The sequence below is a fragment of the Ilumatobacter sp. genome, from assembly GCF_030065885.1.
Lineage (GTDB): Bacteria > Actinomycetota > Acidimicrobiia > Acidimicrobiales > Ilumatobacteraceae > Ilumatobacter.
Map to the genome: position 1 here is coordinate 1 of NZ_JASJCS010000021.1, position 16,239 is coordinate 16,239.

The window sequence follows — 16,239 nt, forward strand, 5'->3', positions numbered from 1 at the left end:
CCCTGGACGATCGCGTAGTTGTTGAACATGCCGCCCGAGCTCGCGCACACGCCCATCGAGATGACCCACTTCGGCTCCATCATCTGGTCGTAGACCTGCCGGAGCACCGGCGCCATCTTCTGGCTGACGCGCCCGGCGACGATCATGATGTCGGCCTGGCGCGGCGACGCCCGGAAGACCTCCATGCCGAAGCGCGAGATGTCGTAGTGGGCGGCGCCGGTGGCCATCATCTCGATCGCGCAGCAGGCGAGGCCGAACGAGGCGGGCCAGCTCGAGCGCGAGCGCGACCAGTTGACCAGATCCTCCAACCGAGCGGTGATGGCGTTGTGGCTCAGCCCGCCGATGCCATCAGCGAGCACGTCGTCGACGAGTCCCATCGGCCCTCCTATGCGGCTTCGTTCTCGGACGGTGCGGAGACGTCGGCGCCGCGCTCGTTCCGGCCCTCGAGGCCGACCCGACGGATCGTCGACGACGAATCACGGGTGGCCGAGACCATCGCGGCGTCACGCTCGAGGCTCCGGTACTGGTGGAGCGGACCCCAGTCGAGGCCGCCGCGGGCGACCTCGTACACGAACGTGAGGAAGAAGATCACCGAGAACACGACGATCGACCAGAACCCGAACACGCCGAGCGTGCCGCGCTCGACCGCATACGGGTAGATGAAGATGATCTCGATGTCGAACATGATGAACAGCATCGCCACGATGTAGAAGCTGACCGGGAATCGCTCGGGTGGCTCGCGGCTCGGCACGATGCCGCACTCATAGGGTGCCTCCTTGGCGGCCGACGGCCGGTTCGGGGCGAGCAGCCGGGAGGCGACGAAGCTCAGACCGCCGAACGCGATGGCGAGCAGCATGAGGACCACGAACGGCAGGTACTGGCCCATGCGCTACCCCGCGGCCGTTCCCGACCCGGGGGCCGCGCCCCCGAACCCCATCATCGAGCGCTCCGGTGCGCTCATGCGGCCGCCAGCGCCTTCCGGCTCAGGTTCTCGGCGACGAACCGGTCGCGGCGGTGCAGGAACCAGCAGAGCGCCAAGAACATGATCGTCGAGCCGATCGTGATGTACGCGGCCGGCTCACGGAGCGATCCGAGATCGCGGATCATGTAGACGTACTGACGCTGCTGCGACGTGTCGATCTCGGGTGCCGTCGGCGCGCGACCGGGCTCCTCGCGGAGCGGCACGAACGGCGCCACCTCGACCAGGGTGTAGTACGGCTTGTGGAAGAAGGCGATCTGGTCGAACTCGCCGTTCGGGCCGAGCTTGGGGTACGCCGACTCGTCGGGCGGGTCGACCTCGTACACGGCCGTGACCTGGAACTCGCCGGGCGAGAACGCACCCTCCTCTTCGAGGAACACCCCGGCCGACGCCTCGGCCTGGCCGAACTCTGGCGCCGACTGCTCGACCTCGCTCCAGCCCTGACGCTCGAGCTGGGCGGCAACCGCCTGGGCGGCCTCGACCGAGTCGTCGACGGCGGTGAAGCCGATCGGGTCGTCGAGCACGCCCGCCTGGAACAGCTTGTCGACCTCTTGGATGACCGTGCGGCCCTCGACCTGCGTCCAGGACGCGTCGTCGCCCTTCAGCCCGATGCCGTACATCCACCAGATGCCGCCCATCAGCGCCATCCAGCCGGCGAGGCCGGTCAGGGTGATCAGGAAACCGAGCCGGGCGCCGACGTTGGTGCCGAGGATCAGATACACCGAGCCCATCAGCACGCCGACGCCGATGATGACGGTCAGCCAGCCGCGGAGCTCGGGCTCCCAGTTGATCGCGAGCAGGACGGTCGACATCACAGGGTCCTCACGTACTCGACGATGGCCTGGATCTGCTCGTCGGTGAGCATCGCCCCGAAGCCGGGCATGCGACCGCTGCCCTGGCCCTGGATGCCGTACTTCTGGCCGAACACCGAGCCGTTCCTGATGAAGTCGACCATCTCGGCCTCGTTCGGGAAGTGGGCGTTGACGGCACCGCCGGTCAGGTTCCAGCCGAAGGCACCCTGACCGGGTTGACCGGGGTCACCCCAGCTCCACCCCTGCGTGTGACACCGGGCGCAGCTGTAGGCACCGCTCGCCAGCTCGAGATTGTAGAGCGCCTCGCCGTAGGAGGCGTAGGTGCCGTCCTCGACCGACTGGAGCGCGAGCGTGTCGATGTCACTCTGCGTGTCGGCCGGCAGGTTGCCGGACGGGCAGGTCTTGGGGTCGTCCTCGCCGACACCGCAGTTCTCGCGCTCGACCTGGATGCTCTTCATGTACGCGATCAACGTGTCGATCTGCTGGCTGTTCATCGGGCCGCCGCCCTCGAGACCCCACGGCGACATCGGTGAGAACGGTCGCCCGTAGACGAGGATGAAACGGACCTCGTCCTCGTCGAAGCGATAGAAGATCGTGTTGACCGCGGGCGCCTTCCAGTTGACCGCACGCACCTCGCCGGTTGCAGGGTCGGTCAGGTTGTAGGGAGCCTCGCCACCGGCGCCGTTCATGCCGCCGTGGCAGCCGGCGCAGTTGAAGCCGCCGTCGGCGGTCGTCGCGAAGAGCTGCGAGCCCCACTCGACGAAGATCTCGTCCTTCGCTTCCTCGGCGCCGGCCTGACGCGCCGGTTCGAGGATCCAGTAGAGCGGCAGGCCGATGACCATGATGACGAGCAGGATGACCCCGATGCCGAGCACACGGGTCAACCGCGGGCCCTCGAGCTCTTCGTCGTCGTAGTACTTCTTGCGGTTGGCGGCGAGCTCGATCTCGGAGCCGAGCTCGTCACGCGACTGCCGGATGTTCAAGAACGCGTAGACGACCCAGCCGCCGAGGATGACGGCGAAGAGCAGCCACGCGATCGACGTGGACGTGAGTGCGATCATCAGTGGTCGGACTCTCCCACGCAGTGCGGACCCTCGGCCTCCTGGCCGGTGGTGTTGGTGCCGATCGGCAGACCGTTGACGATCGTGCCGGTGTCGATGGTGACCTCACCGGCGGCCGAGAACTCGAGCGGGAAGTGATCCATGCCGCGCGGCGCGGGACCGGCCTTCTTCTCGCCGACGCGGTTGTACTGCGAGCCGTGGCAGCCGCACTCGAACCACTGGCTCGACACGCACTGCGGCACGCGGCAACCGAGGTGGGGGCACTTCTGGTAGCTGGCGATCAACCCGCGCTCCATGCCCGGCAGGAGGCTGGTGGCGTAGACGGCCTCTGCCTTCGGCACGGCGTCGACCGGGTACTCGGTGATCCATGCACGAGCCTCGGGGGCGTAGAAGAAGCCGTCGCCGGCGGAGATGCCGGACCGGATGTCGTCGATGCGCCCGACGGGCACCTTGCCGCCGAAGCCACCGGTCTTGGTCGGCCAGAGGAAGGCGACGAAGCTGGCGGCCGAGAACGTGCCGAGGCCGGCGGCCATCAGCGAGATCGTGGCACGGTTGAAGAACTGCCGGCGGCTGACGCCGAGCGCGTCGGGGTCGGGCGGCACCCACGGGGTGAGGCCGGTGTCCTCGTCGATGGTCGCCAGCGCGACGCCCGTGCGCGCCTCGGCGCCTTCGGCCTCGACCTCGGCAGCGGTCGGCACCTCGTGCTCGTCGGGGTGCGCTGCGCGAGCGGCGGCGTCGCGGCGGACCGTCTCGGCACTGAGCGCGCCGGCACCGCGCACGTCGGAACGCCGGGCGAGGGTCATGAACGCGAGTGCGCCGAGCAGCACGGCGGCGCCGATGGCGATCACGATGACGGCGGTTGCGTTCATGGCGAGGTCTCCTTTCCGTCCGCGCTCACAGCTCGAAGAACAAGCCGTCGCGCCACGGCAGGGTGAAGTTGAAGCCCGGTCCCCGGAAGAAGGAGCCGATCATGACCAGCACCGCCCAGAACATGAGGTGCACGGTCATCAGCGAGGTCGCGAACTTGCGGTCCTCGGGCTTGTTGGAGGGGTTCTTGTCGATGTAGGGGGCGAAGATCAGCACGATCAGACCCACGCCGGGGATGGTCACGCCGGCGACCATCGGGTGGAACATCGTCAGCAGCTCCTGCAACCCGAGGAAGTACCACGGCGCCTTCGACGGGTTGGGCGTCTGGTTGTTGTTGGCGAGCTGCAGGAGTGGGGCGTTCACCCAGATCGAGAACAGGAACGTGAACGCGAGGCAGGCGAGCGAGGCCACGAACTCAGCCGCCAGCAGGTGCGGCCAGGTGTGGACCTTGTCGACCGGCTGCGCCTTGACGTCTTGGATCGAACCGGACTTGACGACCGTCAGGAGGCGCTGGGTGTGGCCACCGGGCCCCGCACCGACCGGCACGCCACCGCCGGCGGGGGCGGCCTGCACGACCGACGCCACCTTCTCCTGCACCGCAACGCCACCGCCGCCGGAGGACTCGGCCTCGTCACCGGACGCCTTCTGCTTGGCCGCCCGGCTCCGCTCGAGCAGGTGGGCGGGGATCCGCGAATCGCCGGGCGACTCGGCGGCTTCGTCACCGCCGCCGGACGCGCCGGCATCGGCTGCCGGTTTGTCGGCGGCCGCCTTGTCGCGGGCGGCCTGCGCCCGCTTCAGCAGATGTTCGGGGATCTCAGTCATGCGAGGGAGCTCCGATCACAGCGGTCCACTGATGCCGCCATCCTTGCGGACTCTCCAGAAGTGGATGGCCATGAAGATGACGATGACGAACGGGAAGAACAACACGTGCAAGACGTACCATCGCAGCAGGGTCTCGGAGCCGATCTCGGCACCACCCAACAAGACGAATCTGACGTCCTGACCGAAGACCGGGGTGTAGCCCATCATGTTGGTGCCCACCGCGACCGCCCAGAGGGCGAGCTGGTCCCACGGCAGCAGGTAGCCGGTGAACGAGAGCAGCAGGGTGAGCTTGAGCAGCATGACACCGATCACCCAGTTGAACTCACGGGGCGGCTTGTACGCGCCGTGATAGAAGACGCGGGCCATGTGCAAGAACACCGACAGGACCATCAGGTGCGCGCCCCATCTGTGCATGTTGCGCACGAGGAGGCCGAACGTGACCGAGGTCTGCAGGTTGGAGATGTCATCCCACGCGGCGGTGGCCTCGGGTCGGTAGAAGAACATCAGGAAGATGCCGGTGACCGTCAGCAGGATGAACAGGAAGAAGCTGAGGCCGCCGAGACACAGCGTGTAGCTGACCTTGACCGCGTGACGCTTCACCTTGACCGGGTGCAGGTGGTACAGCACCGAGTTCATGATGACGTAGCTCCGGTTGCGCGGGCTGTCGCTGTAGCCCTTGCGGAAGATCGAGCCGGGTCGGAAGATGCTGGACCAGACCTGTCCGCCCTGCACGTTGTCGACGGTCTGCTGGATGCGCTCCTTCGCCGTCGGCCGCGGGGTGTCGTCGATGATCTTTGCCATTACTCGCGTTCCCCGGCCACGCAGGCCGCGTCTGACCACTCCCTCGCTGGCGACTCGCTCGCTCGCGTCGGCGGTGTGTGTTCGATCTGGTTCATTGCGTTGGTCTCGATCATCCCAGCCTCATGCCGTAGCCGTAGCCGTGGCTGTTCGTTCGGGCATGGGAATCGCCGGCCGACGTGGGTTGGCCGACCTTTCCGAGGATGATCACCCCGGTCGGGCAGCGGTCGACGCAGAGCGCACACCGCGTGCAGATGTCGTCGTCGATGATGAACATGAAGGCGTCGGACGGATCGGTACCGGGCTGCTCGGTGCCGGTCGCCTCGTCGACGGCCGACGTGTTGACCATGTGGATGCACTTCCACGGGCAGATGTCGACGCACCCCTCGCAGGCGATGCACTCGGTCTGGTCGATGTGGATGAACTGCTTCGGCTTGACCGCACGGGTCAGGTAGTCGGCGTCGACTTCGACGAGCGCGTAGTCGTCGGTGTACGGCATCATCGGCGGGTTGGCGTCGGTCTTGGCCATCTAGCGCGTTCCCCGGCCACGCAGGCCGCTGCCTGCCGTTCGCTCGCTGGCGCTCCGCTCACTCGCACGCGCTCTCATGTCCTGGCAACCCGCTGGACGGTGGGTTCGGTGCCATGTCGCAGCCGGGTGCGCCCCAGGGCGGGCTCGGCCCGCCCGGTCCCCATGCGCCCCGCACCGGGTCGCGCCGGTTCGGACCGAACGGACCGAGCGGAGCGATCGCAGCGAGGGAGTGAGGCCGAGCCTCATCATGCCTTCTTCACGAGGGGACGGCCGTAGGTACTGGTCTCGAGCTCCTTCACGCCGGCATCGTCGCCGCGCTTCTGCCACCAGTTCCAGATGTAGATCAGCAACCCGAAGAAGTAGACGTGGATGACCACGACGACGATGTCGCGCACCGCCTCGTACTGGAGGGTGATCGGGTTCCAGCCGCCGAGCGGCTCGGGCTTCAAGATGTCGAAGGGTCCGTAGATGATGTTGGTGCGATCCCAGCCGAGCTCTTTGTCGGCATGGTCGATCCACTGGTGTGGCACCACGCCGAACGCGAGGAACATGACGCCGAAGGTGTACGTCGCGCCCAGCATGGCCTCGCCCCACGAGAAGGGCGTGCCCTTCGGGCGCCGCTTGCCGTACGGGATCGCCGCCAACGTGAGCACCGTCGCGGCGACCAACGACACGATGAACGCCGTGTTGACACCGGGAACCGCCTTGCCTTCCAGGGGGTTCCACCAGTTGAAGGCGATCATCTCGCTCGCTGGACCTTTCGACTGCTCGCTGGGTTCGGATGCGACTGGTGTGCCGCTGAGGTACACGTGCCGCACCGTTCCGGGCTGCGCTCACCGGGCTCGCCGGCTGCCGCTCGTGAATGGTCGCACGAACTCGTTTGTCGCACTGTAGTCGCCGGATGCGGGGCTGTGACATCCAGTGCGGAACAGTGTGGCAAATCAGTCTGGCGCGCCACACCGGTTGTGCATAAGTGCACGCGCGCCCGCCGCTGACGCCGGTTTCGGCATCCGCGACGAGACCCGGACGACCGATCGCGAACCGCCGGGGAATTCACCGAAGTCGCGGTCGGGCGTCTATCGTTTCGGAGGTTCGCAGCGACGAGCGAGGCCGTCGCCTGACACCATCCCCTTCGTGAGAGGACGAGCGTGACCGAGATCCCCGAGCATCTGTTGAAGCGAAGCCGCGAGCGCCGTGCCGCGCTCGGGCTCGGCGGCGACGATGCAGGCGGTGAGTCGGAGGCCGCTCCCGCTGCGGCCGCGCCGGCCAAGGTCGAGGCAGGCGCGCCGGCGCCGGCCGCGAGCGGCCCCGTCGAGCGCGCGGCCGCTCCCGAGCCGGCGGCCCCCGAACCACCGAAGCCCGACACCCCGGTCGTCGCGGCATACAAGGCGCGTCGGCGCATCCCGTTCTGGGCGATGGCGGCGCTCAGCATCCTGCCGATGTGGGCGATCCTGTACGCGCGGGCGGTCACCGAGCAGCCCGAGGAGGCTGCCGGCCCGCTCGGCATCGGCGCCGAGGAGTACGGCGGCTGCGCGTCCTGCCACGGCGGTGCCGGCGGTGGCGGCGTCGGCTATGCGTTCACCGGCGGCGAGGTCCTGCTGACCTTCCCCAACATCGAGGACATGCTGCGATACGTCTACTTCGGCACCGGCGAGTACAACCTCGCCGGCGTCGACAGCTACGGCGACCCCGACCGCGAGGGCGGAGCCCGCGTCACCGGCGAGCGCGGCGTCATGCCCCAGCAAGGCGAGTCGGTCGGCGGCGGCCTCACCGACTACGAGATCCTGGCCGTCGTGTGCCACGAGCGCTACGCGCTCGGCGGGGCCGATCCCGACGGCGAGTGGGCAGAGGAGTTCGAGCAGTGGTGCTCCGAGGAGTCCGAGCTGTTCATCGCGCTCGAGAACGGCGAGCAGTCGCTGGCCACCCTCCACGAGATGGACGAGTCGATCATCCCGATCGGCGACGCGCCGGCTCCGGGCTCTCCGGCCGCCGAGTGATCGGGCGGCGGTGACCGCGCACCCCGCGGCGGTCGCCGACGTCCTCGTCGTCGGTGGCGGGCCGGGTGGCGCCGCCACCGCGATCGGCCTCGCACGCGCCGGGCATCGCGTCGTCGTCATCGAGCGCGGTCTGAGCGGCGACATCAAGGCGTGCGGTGCGCTGCTCACGCCGCGAGCCGCGCACGCGCTACAGACGCTGCAGCTCGACGTGCGGTTCCATCGAATCGACCAGGTCCGCATCACCGGCTCGGGACGCTCGACCTCGGCACCCTGGCCGGCGCATCCCGAGCTCCCCCGCCACGGGTTCGTCGCAGACCGGGGTGCGCTCGACGAGCAGCTCGGGGCGGCGATGACGGCCTCCGGTGTCACCGTGCTCCGCCAGCACGATGCGACCGGACCCATCGTCGAGCGCGGGTTCGTGCGCGGCGCAGCTGTCCGGGCGCCCGACGGCACGCCGCTCGAGGTCCACGCGGACTACACCGTCGTGGCCGACGGCGCGAACAGCCGCTTCGGCCGGGCCCTCGGGACGTTCCGCGAACCGAGCTGGCCGTACGCCCTCGCCCACCGCGCCGTCTACGAGTCGGCGCTGCACGACGCCGCCGAGATCGAGCTCGTCGTCGATCTGCGCGACCGCGCAGGCACGCCGATCACCGGGTACGGATGGTTGTTCCCCGCCGGCGACGGCACCGTCGCGGTCGGCATCATGCTGATGTCGACCTCGCCGTCGTTCCGCGTCATCAACCCGGCGCACCTGCTCGAACGGTTCCTCGCCGAACACGCCGACCGGTGGCACCTCGCCCCCGGACCGTTGCTGCCGCCGGCCGGTGGCCGCATCCCGCTCGGCAACTCCGTCGGCCCCGCCGCGGGCCCGACGTATCTACTGGTCGGCGACGCGCTCGGCGCCGCCAATCCCCTGTCGGGCGCAGGGATCGAGGCGGCGCTCGAGACCGGGGTCATCGCCGCCGACGTGCTCGACGAGGCGCTGCAGACCGACTCGGTGACGTCGCTGCAGCGGTACCCGCAACTGCTCGCGGATCGGTACGGCTCGTACTACCAGGTCGGCAGGCTCGTCGAGCGGTTGCTCGGCTCGCCGACCGTGTCGACGCGGGTCGCCCGGCTCGCCACGCGGCGTCGGACGGCCGCCGAGACCTTCACCAGGATCGCGATGAACGAGTTCCGCCCGCATCGCCCCGGCGCCGCCGAAGCGATGTACCGCCTCGGCCGAGCGATGGCCAAGTTCGCGCCCGAGGCGTGATCCTCCTCGTCACTCGCTCGCTGCGCATCCTCGTCGCTCGCTCGTGCGCCGGTGGGGTGGCGTGGAGAGAGCGAGCGCAGCGAGCGAGCGAGTGAGCCCGACTACACCACGAGCTTCTGGTACCTGCGCCTGAGGGTGATGAAGGACAACGCGAGGATCACGGGGTAGATCTCGAGACGGCCGAGCAGCATCTGGACCATCGTGACCCAGCGCGCCAGGCGCGGCAGCTCGAGGAAGTCGCTGCTCGGCCCGACGTCGCCGAGACCAGGGCCGACGTTGCCGAATGCCGTCGCGGCCGCCGAGAACGCGCTGATCACGTCGGTGCCGGTGAGCGCGATCGCGATCGCACCACCGCCGAACGTCGCGAGCGCGAGGACGAGGAAGCCCACGATCTTGTCGGCCGTCCGGTCGGGCATGATGCCGCCCACGCGCACCGGGCGCACGAGGCGCGGGTGGAGCTGCCGGAGCGCCTCGCGGTGGGCGTAGCTCCCGACCGCCAGCACCCGGATCAGCTTCACGCCGCCGGCGGTCGACCCGGCCATCGCCCCGATCGGCAACAGCAGGAGGACGATCGCCTGCGCCGCATCCGACCACGCCCCGTAGTCCTCGGTCGCGTAGCCGGTGGTCGAGACGACCGTGAGCGTCGTGAACAGGCTGGCCCGGATCCGATCGGCGACCGGCCCGGCGGCGTCGTTGACCGCGAACAGCACCGCTGTCACCGAGGCGACGAGCAGCACGTAGACGCGGAACTCCTTGGAGCGCAGCAGCGGCCCCGGGCTGCCGCGCAGCAGGCGGTAGATCAGGGTGAAGCTGGTGCCGGCGATGAACATGGCGACGATGCAGATCCACTCGATCGCGCCCGACTCGAAGTGGCCCAGCGACGCGTTGTAGGGCGAGAACCCACCGGTCGATACGGTCGTGAAGCTGTGGGCGACCGCGTCGTAGACGCTCATCCCGGCGACGAGATAGGCGAGCGCGAGCAGGATCGTGAACCCGATGTACACGGCCCAAAGACGCCGAGCGGTCTGGCGCACCCGCGGCGTGAGGCGCTCGCCGGTCGGTCCGGGCGCCTCGGCCTCGAGCAGGCTCATGCCTCCCGAGCCGACGGTCGGGAGCACCGCGACCACGAGCACGATCACGCCCATCCCGCCCATCCACTGCGTGATCGAGCGCCAGAACAGCACGCCGGGGCCGGTGCCCTCGATCGGTCGCAGCACCGTGGAGCCCGTGGTCGTGAACCCGGCGATCGACTCGAACAGCGCATCGTCGGGGTCGGGGATCCAACCGGTCACCCAGTACGGCAGCGCGCCGACGATCGCGAGGCTGACCCACGCCAGCGTGACGGTGGTGAACACGTCGAGGATCCGGATCTGCTGGGGCATCGTCGTGAACCGCCACGTGACGAGGCCGACCGACCCGACGATGACCCCGATGATCAGCAACTCGGCGACGTCGGGCCCGCCCCGCATCGCGTCGACCACACCCGAGCCGGCGATGCCGAACCCGGCGACCGCCAGCGTCAGCCCGATGATGTGGCCGACCAGCGTCTCGTAGGCGCGTCCCCACCGAACGTCGCGGCCGCCGAACAGCGACCCCATCATCCGGTCGTTCACGGTCGGCTCCTCGATCGACGGGGACGCCCGGCGACGGGCGCCGCGCCCGCCCGGTTCATGACGCGAAGACCCGACGCACGTCGGGGAGCGCCGCCGGCCGGGCGAAGAGCACGACGCTCTCGCCGGCGTGGAGCGTCGTGTTGCCGCGCACGATCTCGCTCGAACCGTCGTGGCGCACCACGGCGCCGAGCAGCACCGACCGGGGCAGGTGCAGGTCGCGCACGACCGCGCCGGCGCCCGGGCTGCCCTCCTGGATGACGAACTCGTCGACCTCGACGTCGCTCTCGAGGAACGTCGCGACCGACGAGGCGCCGCCGCGCATCTGCCGGAGCACCGAGTTCGCCGACGCGGTACGTGGACTGAGCGCGGCGTCGATGCCGAACTGTCGGATCAGCGGCAGGAGCGCCAACCGGTGCAGCACGGCGACGGTGAACGCGGAGCTCTCGGCGGCCGCGAACGCACAGGCGAGCACGTTGGCCGTGTCCTCGCCGGTGGCCGCGATGACGACGTCCATCGTCGCCACCGACTCCTCGCTCAACAGGTTGGTGTCGGTGATCTCGCCCTCGACGACGGTGACCTTCTTGAGCCGCTCGGCGAGCGCCGTGGCACGCTCGCGGTCGCGTTCGACCAGCGTCACCTCGGCGCTGCGCACGAGGTGCTCGGCGACGCGCCCGCCGACGGCGCCTCCGCCGAGGACCATCACGCGGCGCACCCGCTTGCCCGCCGAGTCGAGTGCTTCGAGCACCTCGCGCTGCGAACGCTCGTGGGTGAGCACGCGGACGTGATCGCCGGCGCGGACCTCGAGATCGCCGCGCGGGATGACCGTCTGACCGTCCCGCGTCACGGCACCGAACAGGAATCGCCAGTGGTCGACCGACGAGATGTCGGCGAGCGTCTGCTCGACCATCGGCGAGTCGGGGCCGATCGTGGCGCCCAGCACCACGAGGCCACCCGTCGCCATCGGATACACCTCGTCGGCCCCCGAGACGCTGACGAGCCGGAGGATCTCCTCCGCGGTGTCGGCGTCGGGGTCGATGATGAGGTCGGCGTCGATGAGCTCGCGGAGATGGGCGCCGTCGGGACCGCGCAGCTCGTCGGTCTGCAGGCGCACGACGGTCTGCTCGGCGCCGAGCTGCTTGGCGAGCGCCGACGCGATCATGTTCACCTCGTCGTCCTGGGTCACGCCGGCCACGAGATCGGCCCGCTCGACACGTGCGGCCCTCAGCACCGACGGGTGCGTGCCGCTGCCGACGACGGTCTGAACGTCGAGCTCGTCGCCGAGTGCCCGGGCGATCACCTCCTCCTGCTCGATCACGACGACGTCGTGGTGTTCGGCTCCGAGTCGCTGGGCGAGGTACCAACCGACCTCGCCGGCTCCGATGATGACGACGTGCACGGTCGCACAGCTTGGCGCGTGCGGACCCGAATCACCACACACGGTGGCCCGATGCGACCCGTCGACTGACCGGAAGACAGCTCGTCGATGCGTACCGTTGGCAACTCCCACCGGCAGCGCCCCCGGCCCCACCCGAGCCCAGGGATCCGATCGACCGCGTGCTCCGAACGAGGTGGGCCGAGCCCGGAGGGTTCGCAGCCTCGGAGCGGAGAGGGCGAGCACGGGAGGCGCAGCCGGTCATCACACCGAGCCACACTGTGCCCAGCAGAGGCAGGGAGGCGACGGCTACCAGCCCGAGCCCGCGCGGAGCCCGATCGACTAGCCCGAGACGGAGGGCAGCCCGGTCATCTCGGGCAGCACCGTCGCCAGCAGCGCGCCGGGTGCGGCACGCAGCGCATCGACGACCGGGCCGTCACCGAGCTGCTCGCACGCCGTGGTGGCCCTGCCGACGTAGTCGCGAGCGGTCTCCATGGCACTCGGGATCCCGCCGTTGGAACGGACGATCGCGAGCGCCTTGTCGCGCTCGGCGGGCTCGAGCGGCGATCCGAGCAGGTCGCGCAGCTCGTCGGCGGTCGCGTCGCCGACGGCGAGCGTGCGCAGCACCGGCAGCGTGTAGACGCCCTCTTCGAGATCGTGGCCCGCGGGCTTGCCGAGTTGCTCGGCGGTCGCCGTGAGGTCGAGCACGTCGTCGACGATCTGGAAGACCATGCCGAACGCGTTGCCGTATTCGGTGAGCGCGTCGATCGTCGCCCGGTCGTGACCACCGACGATGCCCCCGATCCGGGCCGCGGTGCCGTAGAGCGATGCGGTCTTGCCGTGGATCGAGGCGAGGTAGCTGACCTCGCTGCGCTCGACGTCGTAGGTGTGGCGCAGCTCTTCGATCTGACCCTCGCACAGCCAACCGATCGTGCGCGCGAGGAGTCCGGCGACCTCGGTGCCGAGCGACGCCGCGATCTCGGATGCCCGAGACAGCAGGAAGTCGCCGGCGAGGATCGCCTGGAGGTTGCCCCACCGGGCGTTCACGGTCTCGACGCCCCGGCGGGTCTCTGCTTCGTCCATGACGTCGTCGTGGTAGAGCGAGCCGGTCTGCACGAGCTCGCACGCCACGCCGCCCTGCACCAAGTCGTCGGTCACGGGTCCGCCGACGATCTGCCCGGCCACGATCGTCAGGACCGGCCGGAGGCGCTTGCCACCCGCAACGATCAGGTGCGACGCGATCTCGGTGAGGTACGGGTCGGCGGTGACGACCGCCGCACGCATCGCCGCCTCGATCCGCTCACGGTCCGCGTCCATGCCCGGGATCGCCAAGAGCGGGGACGTCACCGGAGCGTCGGACACGACCGGAAGGCTAGGCGAGGTTCCGTGAGAGGAGAAACACCGGCTCGAAGTCAGCCGGGGTCCGCCGGTCGTGTGCGGTCGTTTCAGTCACATGAAGCCGTCAGGGCAGGGCGCCCACACGCCGATAGAGTAGACACACGTATTCGCCACTTCGACGGAAGGCGACACATGTTCGAACGCTTCACCGACCGGGCCCGACGGGTCGTGGTTCTCGCCCAAGAAGAAGCGCGGCTGCTGAACCACAGCTACATCGGCACCGAACACATCCTGCTCGGACTCATCCACGAAGGGGAAGGTGTCGCGGCCAAGGCGCTCGAGTCGCTGAGCATCTCGCTCGAAGCGGTCCGCAACCAGGTCGAAGAGATCATCGGTCAGGGCGGCTCGTCGCCGTCGGGACACATCCCGTTCACGCCGCGAGCCAAGAAGGTGCTCGAGCTCTCGCTGCGCGAAGCGCTGCAGCTCGGCCACAACTACATCGGCACCGAGCACATCCTGCTCGGGCTCATCCGTGAGGGCGAAGGCGTCGCGGCCCAGGTGCTCGTCAAGCTCGGCGCCGACCTGAGCCGGGTGCGGCAGCAGGTCATCCAACTGCTCTCGGGCTACCAGGGCCCGGCCGGCGGGGCCGAGTCCGCCGGCGGCCGCGGTGGTTCCGAACAGGGCACGGCCGGCGCCAACGTCGGCGGCTCGACCAAGGGCGGCGACGACGAGAAGAACAGCCAGATCCTCGACCAGTTCGGCCGCAACCTCACGCAGATGGCACGCGAGCACCAGCTCGACCCGGTCATCGGTCGCACTCGCGAGCTCGAGCGGGTGATGCAGATCCTGTCGCGGCGAACGAAGAACAACCCGGTGCTGGTCGGCGAGCCCGGCGTCGGCAAGACCGCCATCGTCGAGGGCCTCGCCCAGAAGATCGTCAACAACGACGTCCCCGACACGCTCCACGACAAGCAGCTGTACACGCTCGATCTCGGCGCGCTGGTCGCCGGGTCGCGGTACCGCGGCGACTTCGAAGAACGCCTCAAGAAGGTGCTGAAGGAGATCAAGACCCGCGGCGACATCATCTTGTTCATCGACGAGATCCACACGCTCGTCGGCGCCGGCGCCGCAGAGGGGGCCATCGACGCGGCGTCGATCCTCAAGCCGATGCTGGCGCGCGGCGAGCTGCAGACGGTCGGCGCGACGACGCTCGACGAGTACCGCAAGCACGTCGAGAAGGACGCCGCGCTCGAACGCCGCTTCCAGCCGGTCAAGGTCGAGGAGCCGACGCTCGCCCACACGATCGAGATCCTGAAGGGCATCCGCGACCAGTACGAGTCGCACCACCGCGTCACCATCACCGACCAGGCGCTGGTCGCGGCGGCCAACCTGGCCGATCGCTACATCTCCGACCGCCACCTCCCCGACAAGGCGATCGACCTGATCGACGAGGCCGGCTCGCGCCTGCGCATCAAGCGCATGCAGACCCCGCCCGACCTCCGCGAGCTCGAGCGCAAGCTCGACGACGTGCAAGAGGCCAAGAAGCGCGCCGTCGAAGAGCAGCAGTTCGAAGAGGCCGGACGCCTCCGCGACCAAGAGAAGACGCTGCTCGAAGAGAAGGCCGCGAAGGAGGTCGAGGTCAAGGCCGAGGGCGTCGACCTGTTCGACGAGGTCGACGAGGAAGCCGTCGCCGAGGTGCTGTCGATCTGGACGGGCATCCCCGTCTACAAGCTGACCGAGGAGGAGACGCAGAAGCTCCTCAACATGGAGGACGAGCTCCACAAGCGAATCATCGGGCAGGAGAACGCCGTCTCGGCGGTCAGCCAGTCGATCCGCCGCACGCGCGCCGGCCTCAAGGATCCGCGCCGCCCGAGCGGCTCGTTCATCTTCCTCGGGCCCACCGGCGTCGGCAAGACCGAGCTGGCCAAGACGCTCGCCGAGTTCCTGTTCGGCGACGACTCCGCGCTCATCACGCTCGACATGTCCGAGTACATGGAGAAGCACACCGTGAGCCGCCTCGTCGGTTCGCCCCCCGGTTACGTCGGCTACGAAGAGGGTGGCCAGCTCACCGAGGCCGTCCGGCGCAAGCCGTTCTCGGTCGTGCTGTTCGACGAGATCGAGAAGGCCCACGCCGACGTGTTCAACACGCTGCTGCAGATCCTCGAAGAGGGCCGGCTCACCGACAGCCAGGGGCGCTCGGTCGACTTCCGCAACACGGTGCTGATCATGACGTCGAACCTCGGCACGCAGGACCTGCGCAAGGCCAACGTCGGCTTCACCACCGACGACTCGGCGATGAGCTACGAGCGCATGAAGGAGAAGGTCAACGACGCCCTCAAGGCGCACTTCCGGCCCGAGTTCCTGAACCGCATCGACGAGACGATCGTCTTCCACGAGCTCTCGCAGGCCGAGGTCGTCGAGATGGTCGACCTCATGCTGAAGCGCCTCGTCGGGCAGCTCGAGGGCCAGGGTCTCGGCATCGAGGTCACCCAGGCCGCGAAAGAGCAGCTGGCAGGTATCGGTTACGACCCGCAGCTCGGCGCGCGACCCTTGCGCCGTGCCATCCAGCGTCACGTCGAAGACGTCCTGTCCGAGAAGATCCTCTACAAGACCTTCTCGGCCGGCGAGATCATCGTCGTCGACGTCGAGCCCGACCCCGAGAACGAGGGCAAGATGCAGTTCTCGTTCAACGCGGTCGAGGGGTTCGTGCCGCCGGCCTCGGTCGAGCTGGCGACCACCGCCACCAACGACGAGAACACCGAGCCGCCCCCGCCCGAGAGCTGACCGTGTCCGGCC

Annotated in this window: 15 protein-coding genes; 3 read left to right on the forward strand and 12 right to left on the reverse strand. The window is 69.0% G+C overall.

What is annotated here, in order from left to right:
• The 9 genes from QNJ12_RS06985 to QNJ12_RS07025 form a co-directional block, all read right to left on the reverse strand.
• Nucleotides 1–377 (reverse strand): NADH-quinone oxidoreductase subunit B (locus tag QNJ12_RS06985; protein WP_300620760.1); only part of this gene is annotated, 377 nt, incomplete at its 3' end.
• Nucleotides 378–385: 8 nt separating this feature from the next.
• A complete protein-coding gene (locus QNJ12_RS06990; RefSeq protein ID WP_300620762.1) occupies nucleotides 386–886 on the reverse strand; it encodes an NADH-quinone oxidoreductase subunit A in 501 nt (166 codons plus the stop codon).
• 71 nt (nucleotides 887–957) lie between these two features.
• On the reverse strand, nucleotides 958–1,791 hold the full coding sequence (locus tag QNJ12_RS06995; protein ID WP_300620765.1) for a hypothetical protein: 834 nt from the start codon (nucleotides 1,789–1,791) through the stop codon (nucleotides 958–960).
• On the reverse strand, nucleotides 1,791–2,852 hold the full coding sequence (locus QNJ12_RS07000; RefSeq protein WP_300620768.1) for a c-type cytochrome: 1,062 nt from the start codon (nucleotides 2,850–2,852) through the stop codon (nucleotides 1,791–1,793). The genes QNJ12_RS06995 and QNJ12_RS07000 overlap by 1 nt, the downstream gene beginning before the upstream one ends.
• A complete protein-coding gene (locus tag QNJ12_RS07005) occupies nucleotides 2,852–3,721 on the reverse strand; it encodes a ubiquinol-cytochrome c reductase iron-sulfur subunit (RefSeq protein WP_300620771.1) in 870 nt (289 codons plus the stop codon). Before QNJ12_RS07005 ends, QNJ12_RS07000 begins: the two co-directional genes overlap by 1 nt.
• Nucleotides 3,722–3,746: 25 nt before the next feature.
• Nucleotides 3,747–4,541, reverse strand: coding sequence for a menaquinol-cytochrome c reductase cytochrome b subunit (locus tag QNJ12_RS07010; protein ID WP_300620774.1), 795 nt, complete (start codon nucleotides 4,539–4,541; stop codon nucleotides 3,747–3,749).
• A 15-nt stretch (nucleotides 4,542–4,556) separates the two neighbouring features.
• Entirely contained in the window at nucleotides 4,557–5,342 is a 786-nt protein-coding gene (gene extP, locus QNJ12_RS07015) for a selenite/tellurite reduction operon b-type cytochrome ExtP (protein WP_300620776.1), read from the reverse strand.
• A gap of 109 nt (nucleotides 5,343–5,451) precedes the next feature.
• Nucleotides 5,452–5,868: a DUF362 domain-containing protein gene (locus QNJ12_RS07020; protein ID WP_300620779.1), complete on the reverse strand. Its 417-nt coding sequence runs from the start codon at nucleotides 5,866–5,868 to the stop codon at nucleotides 5,452–5,454.
• Between the two features lie 245 nt (nucleotides 5,869–6,113).
• The gene (locus QNJ12_RS07025) at nucleotides 6,114–6,611 is read right to left on the reverse strand and encodes a hypothetical protein (RefSeq protein WP_300620782.1); all 498 of its coding nucleotides are present in this window, start codon (nucleotides 6,609–6,611) and stop codon (nucleotides 6,114–6,116) included.
• 405 nt (nucleotides 6,612–7,016) lie between these two features.
• Here QNJ12_RS07025 and QNJ12_RS07030 point away from each other — a divergent pair, with 405 nt between their 5' ends.
• Entirely contained in the window at nucleotides 7,017–7,865 is an 849-nt protein-coding gene (locus tag QNJ12_RS07030; RefSeq protein WP_300620785.1) for a hypothetical protein, read from the forward strand.
• Nucleotides 7,866–7,875: 10 nt separating this feature from the next.
• Nucleotides 7,876–9,120, forward strand: a complete 1,245-nt coding sequence (locus QNJ12_RS07035) for a geranylgeranyl reductase family protein (RefSeq protein ID WP_300620787.1) — start codon at nucleotides 7,876–7,878, stop codon at nucleotides 9,118–9,120.
• Between the two features lie 101 nt (nucleotides 9,121–9,221).
• On the opposite strand, the gene QNJ12_RS07040 is transcribed toward QNJ12_RS07035, so the two are convergent.
• The 3 genes from QNJ12_RS07040 to QNJ12_RS07050 form a co-directional block, all read right to left on the reverse strand.
• On the reverse strand, nucleotides 9,222–10,733 hold the full coding sequence (locus QNJ12_RS07040) for a TrkH family potassium uptake protein (RefSeq protein WP_300620790.1): 1,512 nt from the start codon (nucleotides 10,731–10,733) through the stop codon (nucleotides 9,222–9,224).
• Nucleotides 10,734–10,788: 55 nt separating this feature from the next.
• Entirely contained in the window at nucleotides 10,789–12,129 is a 1,341-nt protein-coding gene (gene trkA / locus QNJ12_RS07045) for a Trk system potassium transporter TrkA (protein WP_300620793.1), read from the reverse strand.
• Nucleotides 12,130–12,447: 318 nt separating this feature from the next.
• Entirely contained in the window at nucleotides 12,448–13,467 is a 1,020-nt protein-coding gene (locus tag QNJ12_RS07050) for a polyprenyl synthetase family protein (RefSeq protein WP_300620796.1), read from the reverse strand.
• Nucleotides 13,468–13,635: 168 nt separating this feature from the next.
• Here QNJ12_RS07050 and QNJ12_RS07055 point away from each other — a divergent pair, with 168 nt between their 5' ends.
• Complete coding sequence (locus QNJ12_RS07055; RefSeq protein WP_300620798.1) at nucleotides 13,636–16,227, forward strand: ATP-dependent Clp protease ATP-binding subunit; 2,592 nt, start codon at nucleotides 13,636–13,638, stop codon at nucleotides 16,225–16,227.
• Nucleotides 16,228–16,239: the final 12 nt, after the last annotated feature.